Origin of the sequence: Streptomyces gardneri (assembly GCF_006539185.1) — a bacterium.
GTDB classification, from domain to species: domain Bacteria; phylum Actinomycetota; class Actinomycetes; order Streptomycetales; family Streptomycetaceae; genus Streptomyces; species Streptomyces gardneri.
The window spans coordinates 122,955-136,210 of sequence record NZ_BJMN01000032.1 but is presented as its reverse complement, the minus strand read 5'-3'; the positions used below and the strand labels follow the sequence as shown (position 1 = coordinate 136,210).

Sequence of the window (13,256 nt, the reverse complement as noted above, 5' to 3'; positions counted from 1 at the left end):
ACGCGTCCACTGGCGCGCCCGCCGAGGTCCTCGGCGCCGGGGTACGGGACGCGTCCGCTGCCGCGGCCGCCCAGGTCGTCCGCGCCGGGGTGGAGCGGGTCGCTTTCGTCGCCGACGCGGACGGTGCGTCCGCCGGCGCGTCCGCCGAGGTCGTCGGCGCCGGGGTACGGGACGCGTCCGCTGCCGCGGCCGCTCAGATCGTCGGCGCCGGGATACGACACACGGCCGCTGCCGCGGCCCCCGAGGTCGTCCGCGCCCGGGTACGGCACGCGACCGCTGGAGCGGCCGCTCACGTCGTCCGCGCCCGAGTAGGTGATCCTGCCGCTCGGGCGGCCGCCGAGGTCTCCCTCGGGGGTGCGGCTGCCGCGTGTGCTCGGCAGGGAGCCGATCGTGCCGTCGCCCGTGCGCAGGGTGCGGCCGCTCGGGCGGTCCGACAGGTCGCCCTGGTCGGACACGCGGACGGTCGCGCGGGCGCCCTGGGGCACGGATTCCGCCGCGCTCGGGGAGCGCTGGCCGATCAGCCGGTCGGCCGCGGTCTGCGCGGCGCGCGATCCGCGCCGGTCGGCGAAGTGGCCGTCACCCAGGAGCTCCGCCCGGCGCTTCAGCTCGGCGCCGAGCGCCTGCGCGAACTCCCGCATCCGCACCGGGTCGGAGGCGACGAGATGCTCGGTGACGTGCGGCAGCTCCGTACAGACCGCGAGGCCTTCGCCGCGGTCGCCGCCCGCCCCGTCCACGAGGAGCAGCCCGAGACGGTCCGGGCGGCCGCCGGCCGCGAGGGACGCGGCGATCGAGCGGAGCAGCTCCGTCCGGCCGCTGCCCGCGGGGCCCTCGATCAGCAGGTGCGGGCCCTCCTGGGTGAGGTCCACCGACAGCGGGCCGCGCGGGCCCGCGCCGAGCACGGCCGTCCCGTCCCCGGCGGAGGCCCAGCGGGCCAGCAGCGAGGCGGGGGTCGCCCGGGCGAGGCCCAGCTCGTCGAGCAGGCGGGCCGACGGGGGCAGCGCGGCGGCCCGCCCGTGCGGCGCCGCCGCCGTCTCCGTACGCAGCGGGGCGAGGGCGCGGCCGAACCGGTCGGCCCAGGCGACGGAGACCGCGTCGACCACGCCGACGGTGCCGTGGCCCGCGACCCGACCGCCGGAGGTGCGCACCAGGCGCAGCGCCGTCGCCACGTCGCCGCTCAGGAGCGCGGCGGCCCCGCACTCGCGGAAGGCCAGGGAGGCGGCGCAGGCGGCCTCGTAGGTGGCGGCGACCGGCGACTCCGGGGTCGCGGAGGGCGCCTCGGCGAGGCACAGGAGATGGATGCCCGCCGCGGCTCCGGCGCCCGCGAGACGCGCGACCGTCTCGCGCAGCGCGGCGGAACCGGGGTCGCCGTCGACGATCACGACCGTCGCCGTCCCGGTGTGGCGCGCGGCGGCCTCGGCGACGGACGCGCGGTCGGCGCTGGGCCAGCCGGGCCCGAGGGGGCCGTCGTCGAGCCGCCGGGTCAGCTCGGTCGTCCGGGCGTGGGCCTGCTCGCGGTCGTACGCCAGGAGCAGGCGGCAGTCCTGGCCGTGGGCCGGGCGGACGTGCGGGAGCCAGCCGAGCCAGCCCCAGGCACGGCGCCGCTCCTCGAGGGAGCGGTTCCGGTCGGCGCTGATCAGCACGATCTCCAGATCGGAGGGGGAGTGCAGGGCGGCGAGCTGGGCCACGACCGAGCGGGCAAGACCGGCGAGCCGGTCGGCGGGGCCGGCGAGACCGAGCGAACCGGCCTCGCGCAGTCCGACGGTGACCGGCACCCCGGAGAGGTCGGCGCGATCGGTCGTGCCGAGCCGGACCACCAGGGACTCGGGGTGGTCCTGGGCCCGCTCCCAGAGGCGGGGGCCCGGGCCGAGGGCGGTGAGCAGGACCGTGGCCGGGTCGGGCCAGGTGTCCGCCACGGGCCCGGGTCCGATTCCGGTTCCGGGTCCCGCCTCCGGTCCGGAGCCGGGCCCGGTGGCCGTGTCCCGACCGCCGGAGCCCGTACGGGCTCCGCTCAGGTCGCCGAAGGGCGTGCCCGCGTGGGTGTCCGGGGAGGTCCTGGAGCCGCCGTCCTGGGCCGGGGGCTCCTCGCGCCCGCCCGCGAGGCGCCGGGCCCACGCGCCGAGCCCGCGCTTACCGCCCGCGCGGCCGGGTGCCGGGGTCGGCGCCGCGCCTTGGGGGCGGGACCGACGCGTCCTGCTGTGGGCCTCGCCGCCGATCTCGTCGTGGGCGCCTTCGGGCTCCTCCGCGCGTGCGTGGCCGGTTGCGGAGGGGCGGTCGCCGTAGGGCTCGGCGGCGTACGGCTGCGCGTACGGATCGACGTACCCGTCCTCGGACCGGGTGTCCTGGGACGTGTGGCGAGAGGCGTGCGGGGGGTGAGGAGGGTCGTACGGGACACCGCGCGCGCCCCCGTGCGTGGCGTCGTCGGAGGTGCGTCCCGAGGGCCCGGCGGGCGCCGGCGTCCCGTTCGACGGACCGGCCGTCCCGCGCGCGACCCGCAGGTGGCCCTCGCCGTCGGGGGCCGTCGCCACCGACTCCGTACCGCCGGGCTCGTCGCCGGGGCCGGTCAGACGGAGGGCGGACTCGCCGAGGCGCAGCAGGGAGCCCGGGAGGAGCCGGACCGGGCGGTCGCCGACCGGTGCGCCGTCGAGCGTCGTCCCGTTCGTCGAGCCCAGGTCGGAGACGGTCACGCGGCCGTCGTCGCCGACGGTCACGGTGCAGTGCGCGCGCGAGACGTCCGGGTCGTCGAGCGGCACGTCGGCGTCGACGGAGCGGCCGATCCTGATCGGTCCGCCGTGCAGCAGGTGCACGCCGCCCGCGTCCGGTCCGGCGACCACGTGGAGCCGGGCGGAGGCGGCCTCGCCGACCCGCTCGTCGGGGCCGGGGACCTGGAGCGAGAGGACGGCGCCGTCGACGAGCGGGGGCTCGCCGAGCACGCTGCGCCGGCCGTCGAGCCGGTCCCCGCCCGCGTAGAGCACGGTCGTGCCCGAGGCGGAGGTGTCGGGGCCCGTGACGGCGGCGGCCAGACCGGAGGCGACGGCGGCGAGCGCCGTCCCGGCGGGGGCCGTGACGAGCACGTCGCAGGCGCGCGCGGCGCCGTGGCCGCCATGGCTGCCATGGCCGGTGTGCGGCGCGAGGACGGTCAGCCGGATCTGCATCGCCGTCAGCGGTCCCTTCTGCGCGAGATGCCCGGCAGGGGGACCGCCCTGTGTGACTCCCCCCACCCGGCACGGACGCGTCGTCCGGTACAGGTCGGCACGGCGCGGGGGGCTCCCGACCCCACCGATGCGACGTGCTGTAGGCATCCTCGCACCTGCCACCGACAACCCGCCCCCGGGTCGGCCACAAGTGATCTTGAATGGTCGGCTGTGGTCCTAAAAATGCCTGGTTGGGCATGCCTCAGGAGCAAGCCCGGCAACCGTCATGCCCCCCGGAGCGTCTTCTTCCGGACAAGTTCCGGGCAAGTTCCGCCTGTGGACGACCGGCCTGCGACCCGTCCGGCGGCACTAAAGTGGGGCGGACACCCGGACGGGTCACAACAGAGAACAGGGACCCCGGGGACCACACGAGACCACCCCAGGACCACGATCAGCAGGGAGCGCGTGACGTGCGGCCTATCGGCAGCAAGTACCTGCTCGAGGAGCCGCTCGGACGCGGCGCCACGGGCACCGTCTGGCGAGCCCGCCAGCGAGAGACGGCGGGCGCCGAGGCGGCCGTGGCCGGCCAGCCCGGCGAGACCGTCGCGATCAAGGTCCTGAAGGAGGAGCTGGCCAACGACGCGGACATCGTGATGCGCTTCCTGCGCGAGCGGTCCGTGCTCCTCCGGCTCACCCACCCGAACATCGTGCGGACCCGCGACCTGGTCGTCGAGGGCGATGTCCTCGCCCTCGTCATGGACCTCGTCGAGGGCCCCGACCTGCACCGGTACATCAGGGAGAGCGGACCGCTCACCCCGGTCGCCGCCTCCCTCCTGACGGCCCAGATCGCCGACGCGCTCGCCGCCAGCCACGCCGACGGCGTCGTCCACCGCGACCTCAAGCCGGCCAACGTCCTGCTCGCCGAGCAGGGCGGCCAGATGCACCCGATGCTCACCGACTTCGGCATCGCGCGCCTCGCGGACTCCCCGGGCCTGACCCGGACGCACGAGTTCGTCGGCACGCCCGCGTACGTGGCGCCCGAATCCGCCGAGGGGCGCCCGCAGACCTCCGCCGTCGACATCTACGGCGCGGGCATCCTGCTGTACGAGCTCGTCACCGGCCGGCCCCCGTTCGCGGGCGGCACCGCCCTCGAGGTCCTCCACCGGCACCTCAGCGAGGAACCGCGCCGCCCCTCGACCGTGCCCGGCCCGCTGTGGACGGTCATAGAGCGCTGCCTCAGCAAGAACCCCGAGCGCCGCCCGAGCGCCGAGAACCTCGCCCGCGGCCTGCGCGCCGTCGCCGCCGGCATCGGCGTCCACGCGACGCCCGCCCAGATCGAGGCGGCGGACGGCGTCGGGGCGCTCCTCGCCCCGGACCCGGCGCCCGCGCCGGTCCCCGAGACCCCGGGCGTGGACCCGGCCGGGGCCACCCAGGTGCTGCCCAGCACCGGCGCCGGTGCCCCGTCGCACTACGACCCCGCCGCCGCGACCAGCGTGATGCCGACCAGCGGCCCGGCGGGCGTCGCCGATCCGACGGCCGTCATGCCCCCCGTACCGGCCCAGCCGCCGCAGTCCGAGGACCCGCACCCCTGGCAGAGCCAGCTGCGCGCGGCCCGCGACCGCAACGAGCAGACGCAGGTGCAGTACCTCGACCCGAGCGAGGACCCGCTGCGCCGTCGCCCGCAGCGCCCGCAGCAGCAGGGCCAGCAGGGTCAGTACGGCCAGCAGGGACAGCAGGGGCAGCAGGGCCAGTACGGCCGGCAGGATCAGCCCGGTCAGTACGGCCAGCAGCCGCCGCAGCAGCAGCAGCCGCCCCGCCCCGCGCCGCCGCAGCAGTACCAGCAGCAGCACCAGCCGCAGCAGTACCAGCAGCAGCACCAGCCGCAGCGCTACGCGCCTCCGCCGCCGCCCCCGCAGCAGTACGCGCAGCCGCAGCAGCCGCCCCAGCAGCAGTACACGCCGCCGCAGCCGCCGCCCCAGGCCCCCGCGCCGCGCGAACCGCGTCCGCCGCGCCAGCGCGGCGCGAACCCGATGCGGATCCCCGGCCTCGGCTGCCTCAAGGGCTGCCTGTTCACGATCGTCCTGTTCGTGGTCGCCGGCTGGCTCATCTGGGAGCTGACCCCGCTCCAGGGCTGGATCGCCGAGGGCAAGGGCTACTGGGAGGCCATCGGAGACGGCATCTCGAAGGTCACCGACTGGATCTCCACGATCGGCGAGGCCACCGGCTCCGGGGGTACTACCGGCGGTACGGGGCAGTAATACTGCCGATTTATCGACTTCCGGAGGGTGATTTCCGTTCGGAAGTGACGACCGGCGGCTGCGGACGCGTAGCTTTGACGCGAACCGCAGCCGCTGAGGGAGCAGTCTTGGCACGGAACATCGGCAGCCGCTACACCACCCACCAGATCCTCGGGCGGGGCAGCGCCGGAACGGTGTGGCTCGGCGAGGGGCCCGAAGGGCCCGTCGCCGTCAAACTGCTGCGCGAGGACCTGGCCTCCGACCAGGAGCTCGTCGGCCGCTTCGTCCAGGAGCGCACCGCTCTGCTCGGCCTCGACCACCCCCGGGTGGTCAAGGTCCGCGACCTCGTCGTCGACGGCAACGACCTCGCCCTGGTCATGGACCTCGTGCGCGGCACCGATCTGCGCACCCGCCTGGACCGGGAGCGAAGGCTCGCCCCCGAGGCCGCCGTCGCGATCACCGCCGACGTCGCCGACGCCCTGGCCGCCGCGCACGCCGCCGGGGTCGTCCACCGGGACGTCAAGCCCGAGAACATCCTGCTCGACATGGAGGGCCCGCTCGGCCCGGGCGGTGCCCACCCCGCCCTCCTCACCGACTTCGGCGTCGCCAAGCTGATCGACACCCCCGGCCGCACCAAGGCCACCCGGATCATCGGCACCCCCGACTACCTCGCCCCCGAGATCGTCGAGGGACTCCCGCCGCGCGCCGCCGTCGACATCTACGCCCTGGCCACCGTCCTGTACGAGCTGCTCGCCGGCTTCACGCCCTTCGGCGGCGGCCACCCCGGCGCCGTGCTGCGCCGCCACGTCACCGAGACCGTCGTCCCGCTCCCCGGCATCCCCGAGGAGCTGTGGCAGCTGATCGTGCAGTGCCTGGCGAAGGCCCCCGCCTCCCGGCTGCGCGCCTCGGAGCTCGCCGCCCGCCTCAAGGACGTCCTGCCGCTCCTCAAGGGCATCCCGCCGCTGGACGTGGACGAACCCGACTCGGACCCGGCCCCGGCCTCCGCGCAGGCCTCGGAGCAGTACGAGGAGGACGCCTACGCCACCGGTTCGGGCACCGGTGAGCCCGGTCCGCGCCGGGCCGCCGTCCCGCTCGTCCCCGGCGCCTCCGCCGACTCCAACCGCGACACCCACACCTCCATGCGGGTCCCGGCGCCCGACGAGCTCTCCGGCGGCCCCCTCGGCACCGCCCGGGCCCCCCGCTCGGCGGGCACCCCGCGTCCCGGCTCGGCCCGCCACAAGGCGAGCGTGGTCCGCAAGCGCAGGATCACCCTCGCCGTCGCGGCGGTCGTGGTCGCCGGAGCGCTCGGCGCCGGAGGCTACCTGGTGGCCTCCGGCGACGGGGACGCGCCGCCGCAGGACTCGAAGCAGTCCTCCCAGCCGTAGCCGTCCGCCGGCCGTGGCCGTCCGCCGCCCGCGGCAGCCCTTCCGGACCCGGGGGGATCGGCCGTGACGGGCAAAGGTTCGGCTCCTGGCCCGGAGCCGTTACGCTGGACGCGTGGCAGTCGTCGATGTATCCGAAGAGCTGAAGTCCCTCTCCTCGACCATGGGGTCGATCGAGGCCGTCCTGGACCTCGAGAAGCTGAGGGCCGACATCGCCGTGCTCGAAGAGCAGGCCGCGGCCCCGTCCCTGTGGGACGACCCCGAGGCCGCGCAGAAGATCACGAGCAAGCTTTCGCACCTCCAGGCGGAGGTCCGGAAGGCCGAGACCCTGCGCGGGCGCATCGACGACCTCGCGGTGCTCTTCGAGCTCGCCGAGGAGATGGACGACCAGGACACCCTCGCCGAGGCCGAGACGGAGCTCACCTCCGTCCGCAAGGCCCTCGACGAGATGGAGGTCCGCACCCTCCTCTCCGGCGAGTACGACGAGCGTGAGGCCCTGGTCAACATCCGCGCGGAGGCCGGTGGCGTCGACGCCTCCGACTTCGCCGAGCGGCTCCAGCGCATGTACCTGCGCTGGGCGGAGCGCCACGGCTACGCGACGGAGATCTACGAGACCTCGTACGCGGAAGAGGCCGGCATCAAGTCGACCACCTTCGTGGTGAAGACGCCGTACGCCTACGGCACCCTCTCCGTCGAGCAGGGCACCCACCGCCTGGTCCGCATCTCGCCCTTCGACAACCAGGGCCGCCGTCAGACCTCCTTCGCGGGCGTCGAGGTCCTCCCGGTCGTCGAGTCCTCCGACCACGTCGAGATCGACGAGTCCGAGCTGCGCGTCGACGTCTATCGCGCCTCGGGCCCCGGCGGCCAGGGCGTCAACACGACCGACTCGGCCGTGCGCATCACGCACATCCCGACCGGCATCGTGGTCTCCTGCCAGAACGAGCGCTCCCAGATCCAGAACAAGGCGAGCGCCATGAACGTCCTCCAGGCCAAGCTCCTTGAGCGTCAGCGCCAGGAGGAGCGCGCGAGGATGGACGCGCTCAAGGACAGCGGCAGCTCCTGGGGCAACCAGATGCGCTCGTACGTCCTCCACCCGTACCAGATGGTCAAGGACCTCCGGACGGAGTTCGAGGTCGGCAACCCGCAGTCGGTCCTGGACGGCGAGATCGACGGCTTCCTGGAGGCCGGCATCCGCTGGCGCAAGCAGCAGGACAAGTAGCCTTCCCGGCTGACCCGTTCAGCCGTACGAGTCCGGGCCCCGCACCTTCTCGGTGCGGGGCCCGGACTCGTTCCGTAGCGTTGCGCGGATTCGCTGGCGCAAGCGGAAGCGAGGCCGTCGGGGCGCTTTGTCGACAAGGGAACTGGTCCTGCGGGGCCCGGAGTTACGGGTTTACGTCACAGTTGCATCGTCCGATGCCGGGCACTTGTGGATCTTTCGGGCATCGCACGCGCAACGGCCTTGACGCTTCATCGGAAACTCGGAAGGGTGACGTACTGGCATGCGCATTTCTGGGGCGCGTGTGAACGGGGGCCGGCCCAGTAGTGACGCCGCCCCTGCTGCGCGGGGCCCCGAGCGCTGCCCCATGACGAGTTTGAGCTACTGGGGGTAGCAGCCAGATGACCAAGCAGATGCGAATCCGATTCGCGCGCATCGCCGCCGGAGCGATGATCGCAGCCGGAGCCTCGCTGACCGCGGCCGGTGCCGCGCAGGCCGTGGACGCCTTCGGCGAGAACGAGCCGACCCCGTCGGAGACGTGCCTCCCCGGCGACGCCGGTTGCGAGACCGCGCCGCCGACGACCCCTCCGGTCGAGACGACTCCGCCGGTGGAGACCACGCCTCCGGTGGAGACCACGCCTCCGGTGGAGACGACTCCGCCGGTGGAGACCACGCCTCCGGTGGAGACGACTCCGCCGGTGGAGACCACCCCGCCGGTGGAGACGACTCCGCCGGTCGAGACCACCGAGCCCGGCGGTAACGAGACCACCGAGCCCGGCGGTAACGAGACCACCGAGCCCGGTGGCAACGAGACCACCGAGCCCGGCAACGGCAACGGCAACAACGACAACGGTGGCAACCACAACGGCGGCAACGGCAACGGCGGGAACGGCGACACCGGCAACGGGACCGACCCCGACGCGACCGACGACCCCGGCACCCCCGAGGACGAGTCCGACAGCGGCTCCACCGGCTCCGGCGCCGGCGACCCCGGCACCTGCACCGTCGACCTCGACGGTGCCGAGTGCGTGGACACCGGCAACAACAACACCGACACCAACAACGCCGGCTCGCAGCCCGTGCAGCAGGGCCAGGCGAAGGAGGAGCTCGCCGAGACCGGTGCGGCCGAGACCTCGTTCCTGGTCATCGGTGCCGCGACCATGATCGCCGGCGGCATCGGCTTCCGTATGCTGCCGCGTCTCGTCGCCGGTGGCGGCAACGCCGCCGTCTGACGGAACCGCGTGAGCGCGTGAACGCGCGTGCGTGACGAAGGGCCGGGGAGATCACTCTCCCCGGCCCTTCGCCGTGCTTCCGGCTCGTGTGTGGCGTCCGCTCGGTCCGGCCAGGCCTCCTAGGCCGCCTGGACCGCGGCGAGCAGTGCGATCGCGGCCAACAGAGCGATCGCCAGCGTCAGCAGCATCGCGGGGGTCAGGCCCTGAGGGGTCAGACGCTCCCGGTTCGCGCGGCAGACGGGGCAGCGGCCCTCGGCGACCGGGCCCGCGCAGTTGGCGCACACCAGTCGGTCGTAGGTCATGCGCTCTCCTCCTCCCGCACAGGGATCCACACCAGAACAACGCCCGGAGGGGTCCGGACGTTCCCCCTACCACTGTGCCAGCTTCAGGGCGTTTCGGCGCGCCCCACCGGATTGCCCGCCTTCCGCCCGGAAGGGCGAAAAGGATAAAGCACGCAAGCCAGGACCGCGACTGCGCGGGCCTCGCCCGTTCGCGTAAGGTCACGCACACCTACTCCCGGCCGACCGTGGTGCATTCGTGATCCGATTCGACAACGTCTCCAAGTCCTATCCGAAGCAGAACCGCCCCGCGCTCCGGGATGTCTCCCTGGAGATCGAGAAGGGGGAGTTCGTCTTCCTCGTCGGTTCGTCCGGCTCCGGAAAGTCGACTTTCCTGCGGCTGCTCCTGCGAGAGGAGCGCGCCAGCCAAGGCCAGGTGCACGTCCTCGGCAAGGACCTGGCCAGGCTCTCCAACTGGAAGGTGCCGCACATGCGGCGCCAGCTCGGAACCGTCTTCCAGGACTTCCGCCTGCTTCCCAACAAGACCGTCGCCGAGAACGTGGCCTTCGCCCAGGAGGTCATCGGCAAGCCGCGCGGCGAGATCCGCAAGGCCGTGCCGCAGGTGCTCGACCTGGTCGGGCTCGGCGGCAAGGAGGACCGGCGGCCCGGCGAGCTCTCCGGTGGTGAGCAGCAGCGCGTCGCCATCGCCCGCGCCTTCGTCAACCGCCCGATGCTGCTGATCGCCGACGAGCCCACCGGCAACCTCGACCCGCAGACCTCCGTCGGCATCATGAAGCTGCTCGACCGCATCAACAGGACAGGGACCACCGTCGTCATGGCGACCCACGACCAGAACATCGTCGACCAGATGCGCAAGCGCGTCATCGAGCTCGAGAAGGGCCGTCTCGTCCGCGACCAGGCACGCGGCGTCTACGGATACCAGCACTGAGCGGGCCGGGGAAGAACAGGTAGGGGAAGCAGTCACCATGCGCGCTCAGTTCGTGCTCTCCGAGATCGGCGTCGGCCTCCGGCGCAACCTGACGATGACCTTCGCCGTCATCGTCTCCGTGGCCCTCTCGCTCGCCCTCTTCGGCGGCGCGCTGCTCATGCGCGAGCAGGTCAGCACGATGAAGGACTACTGGTACGACAAGGTCAACGTCTCCATCTTCCTGTGCAACAAGACGGACGCGGCCACCGCGCCCAAGTGCGCCAAGGGCGCGGTCACGGCGCAGCAGAAGGAACAGATCGAGGCCGATCTGCGGGAGATGGACATCGTGGAGGACGTCCACCACGAGTCCGCCGACGAGGCCTTCAAGCACTACAAGGAGCAGTACAGCGACACCGCCATCGCCTCCGTCATCACGCCGGACCAGATGCAGGAGTCGTTCCGGGTCAAGCTCAAGGACCCGGAGAAGTACAAGGTGGTCGCCACGGCCGTCGCCGGCCGTGACGGCGTCGAGTCGGTCCAGGACCAGCGGAACATCCTGCAGAACCTCTTCGACCTGATGAACGGCATGAACATCGCCGCCCTCGGCGTCATGGGTCTGATGCTGGTGATCGCCCTGATGCTGATCGTCAACACCGTCCGCGTCTCGGCCTTCAGCCGCCGCCGCGAGACGGGCATCATGCGACTCGTCGGAGCGTCGAGCTTCTACATCCAGATGCCGTTCATCATGGAGGCCGCCTTCGCCGGACTCCTCGGCGGCGGCGTCGCCTGTGTGCTCCTGCTCGTCGGCCGGTACTTCCTCATCGACCACGGCATCGCGCTCGCCGAGAAGATGCAGCTCGTCAACTTCATCGGCTGGGACGCCGTCTTCGCCAAGCTGCCGCTCGTGCTCGCGATCGGTCTGCTCATGCCGGCCGTTGCCGCGTTCATCGCGCTGCGCAAGTACCTGAAGGTGTGAGAAGACACCCCTGGCAGTGGATGGCGTCGTGCGGGCAAAGCCCGTGCGGCGCCATTGCCTTGTCCTAGAGTGGGCGCCATGTCGGCCGGCTCCGATCGCCACTTCTGTATCCGGCCCCGCGGAGTGCTCCGTGGGGCCGTTCTGACGTTGGTCTTCACCGGTGTCCTCGCCACCGCCGCCGCCACGGGGTCCCTGCCCCGGCGGGACGCGGCGGGCGCGGAGTCGCCGGATGCCGCCCGTACGTCCACCGTGGACCGCGCCGCCCTGAACCGGGCCGCCGCCGCGGCCATGGCCGACGGGAAGTCGGGCAAGCAGGCCGCCGAGGAGTTCGTCAGCCGCAGCGGTGACCGCTGGGGCGCGGTGTACGACAAGAAGGAGTACGCCGACTTCGAGCAGGCCCTCGACGGCACCTACACGGGCGTGGGCCTCTCCGCGGGCCGCGACGCCGAGGGCAGGGTCAAGGTGACCCGCGTCCAGGCGGGCGGCCCCGCCGAGCGGGCCGGGCTCCGGGCCGGCGACCGGCTCGTCTCCGTCGACGGGCGCCCGGTCGGCGGGCTGTCCGTCTCCGAGGTCGTCTCCCTGCTCCGCGGCGACGGCGTCCCCGGGTCGGCCGTCGCCCTCCGGGTCGAGCGCGGCCGGTCCGCCTGGACGGAGACCCTGCGCAGGGCCCGGCTCGCGACGGACCCGGTGACCGTCCGCCGCCTCGACGACGGGGCCGTCCTGATCAAGGTGGCCGCCTTCACCAAGGGTGCGGGTGCGCGCGTACGGGACGCCGTACGGGACGCCCCGACCGGCGCCGGAGTCCTCCTGGACCTGCGGGGCAACTCCGGCGGCCTGGTCGCGGAGGCCGCCGTCGCCGCCTCCGCCTTCCTCGACGGCGGCCTGGTCGCCACGTACGACGTCGAGGGCGAGGAGCGGGCCGTGTACGCGGACGGGGGCGGCGACACCGGCCGGCCCCTGGTGGCGCTGATCGACGGCGGCACGATGAGCGCGGCCGAGCTGCTCACCGGCGCCCTCCAGGACCGGGGCCGGGCGGTCACGGTCGGCTCGCGGACCTTCGGCAAGGGCTCGGTGCAGATGCCGAGCGCGCTGCCGGACGGTTCCGTCGCGGAGCTGACCGTCGGCCACTACCGCACGCCCGCCGGGCACGCGGTGGACGGCCGGGGCATCACCCCCGACCTGACGGCCGCGGAGAAGGCCGAGGAGCGGGCCCGTACGGTATTGAGTGGCCTCGGAGGGGGCTCGTAGTGCGAAAATGACCGCACTATGGCAAAGGGACTCGTGAACGTGCAGGGCAAGCCTGCGAAGAAGACGACGGACAAGGCGCCCGAGCGCAAGCTGATCGCGCAGAACAAGAAGGCGCGCCACGACTACCACATCATCGACACCTACGAGTGCGGTGTCGTGCTCATGGGCACCGAGGTGAAGTCGCTGCGGATGGGCCGGGCCTCGCTGGTCGACGGCTTCGTCCAGATCGACAACCACGAGGCGTGGCTGCACAACATCCACGTCCCGGAGTACATGCAGGGCAGCTGGACCAACCACTCGGCGAAGCGCAAGCGCAAGCTGCTGCTGCACCGCGCCGAGATCGACAAGCTGGAGTCGAAGGCGTCGGAGACGGGTCACACGATCGTGCCCCTCGCGCTGTACTTCCTGGGCGGCCGGGTGAAGTGCGAGATCGCGCTCGCCAAGGGCAAGAAGGAGTACGACAAGCGCCAGACGCTCCGCGAGAAGCAGGACACGCGCGAGACGAACCGGGCCGTCGCGGCGGCGAAGCGGAAGCAGCGGGCGGCCCAGGCCGCCGAGCGCGGCTAATTCGCTGGCACGGGCACCCGTCGGTCACGTACGATGGGCTCTGCACCCCACAGAGGGTGCG

At 73.3% G+C, this 13,256-nt stretch carries 10 protein-coding genes; 8 read left to right on the top strand and 2 right to left on the bottom strand.

All coding sequences use genetic code 11. The features are described 5' to 3' along the window. Positions 1 to 3,152: FHA domain-containing protein (locus tag SGA01_RS24655; protein WP_141298561.1), on the bottom strand; the 3,152-nt coding region annotated here is incomplete at its 3' end. A gap of 449 nt (positions 3,153 to 3,601) precedes the next feature. Here SGA01_RS24655 and SGA01_RS24650 point away from each other — a divergent pair. From SGA01_RS24650 to SGA01_RS24635, 4 genes are all read left to right on the top strand, one after another. Beyond that, the gene (locus SGA01_RS24650) at positions 3,602 to 5,389 is read left to right on the top strand and encodes a serine/threonine-protein kinase (protein WP_141298560.1); all 1,788 of its coding nucleotides are present in this window, start codon (positions 3,602 to 3,604) and stop codon (positions 5,387 to 5,389) included. Positions 5,390 to 5,496: 107 nt separating this feature from the next. Beyond that, complete coding sequence (locus SGA01_RS24645; RefSeq protein WP_055643189.1) at positions 5,497 to 6,753, top strand: serine/threonine-protein kinase; 1,257 nt, start codon at positions 5,497 to 5,499, stop codon at positions 6,751 to 6,753. 112 nt (positions 6,754 to 6,865) lie between these two features. Further along, the gene (gene prfB, locus SGA01_RS24640; RefSeq protein WP_024761474.1) at positions 6,866 to 7,969 is read left to right on the top strand and encodes a peptide chain release factor 2; all 1,104 of its coding nucleotides are present in this window, start codon (positions 6,866 to 6,868) and stop codon (positions 7,967 to 7,969) included. A gap of 410 nt (positions 7,970 to 8,379) precedes the next feature. After that, positions 8,380 to 9,198 carry an LPXTG cell wall anchor domain-containing protein gene (locus SGA01_RS24635; protein ID WP_255325247.1) on the top strand — a complete coding sequence of 273 codons (819 nt, stop codon included), beginning with the start codon at positions 8,380 to 8,382 and terminating at the stop codon, positions 9,196 to 9,198. Between the two features lie 119 nt (positions 9,199 to 9,317). Here the strand turns inward: SGA01_RS24635 and SGA01_RS24630 are convergent, their stop codons facing one another. Further along, complete coding sequence (locus SGA01_RS24630) at positions 9,318 to 9,500, bottom strand: hypothetical protein (RefSeq protein WP_141298558.1); 183 nt, start codon at positions 9,498 to 9,500, stop codon at positions 9,318 to 9,320. Between the two features lie 235 nt (positions 9,501 to 9,735). On the opposite strand from SGA01_RS24630, the gene ftsE reads away from it, so the two are divergent. The 4 genes from ftsE to smpB all read left to right on the top strand — a co-directional run bounded on the left by ftsE (position 9,736) and on the right by smpB (position 13,195). After that, a complete protein-coding gene (gene ftsE, locus SGA01_RS24625) occupies positions 9,736 to 10,425 on the top strand; it encodes a cell division ATP-binding protein FtsE (RefSeq protein WP_024761477.1) in 690 nt (229 codons plus the stop codon). 37 nt (positions 10,426 to 10,462) lie between these two features. Then, positions 10,463 to 11,380: a permease-like cell division protein FtsX gene (ftsX, locus tag SGA01_RS24620; protein WP_141298557.1), complete on the top strand. Its 918-nt coding sequence runs from the start codon at positions 10,463 to 10,465 to the stop codon at positions 11,378 to 11,380. Between the two features lie 78 nt (positions 11,381 to 11,458). Further along, positions 11,459 to 12,628 carry a S41 family peptidase gene (locus SGA01_RS24615; protein WP_141298556.1) on the top strand — a complete coding sequence of 390 codons (1,170 nt, stop codon included), beginning with the start codon at positions 11,459 to 11,461 and terminating at the stop codon, positions 12,626 to 12,628. Positions 12,629 to 12,646: 18 nt separating this feature from the next. Beyond that, a complete protein-coding gene (gene smpB / locus SGA01_RS24610) occupies positions 12,647 to 13,195 on the top strand; it encodes an SsrA-binding protein SmpB (RefSeq protein WP_024761480.1) in 549 nt (182 codons plus the stop codon). The last annotated feature ends 61 nt before the right edge of the window (positions 13,196 to 13,256 follow it).

Excerpts from the sequence above, each read along its gene's own strand:
- SGA01_RS24635 (WP_255325247.1), top strand. The coding sequence starts at position 8,380 with ATGCGAATCCGATTCGCGCGCATCGCCGCCGGAGCGATGATCGCAGCC.
- smpB (WP_024761480.1), top strand. The coding sequence starts at position 12,647 with ATGGCAAAGGGACTCGTGAACGTGCAGGGCAAGCCTGCGAAGAAGACG.
- SGA01_RS24630 (WP_141298558.1), bottom strand. The coding sequence starts at position 9,500 with ATGACCTACGACCGACTGGTGTGCGCCAACTGCGCGGGCCCGGTCGCC.
- ftsX (WP_141298557.1), top strand. The coding sequence starts at position 10,463 with ATGCGCGCTCAGTTCGTGCTCTCCGAGATCGGCGTCGGCCTCCGGCGC.
- SGA01_RS24615 (WP_141298556.1), top strand. The coding sequence starts at position 11,459 with ATGTCGGCCGGCTCCGATCGCCACTTCTGTATCCGGCCCCGCGGAGTG.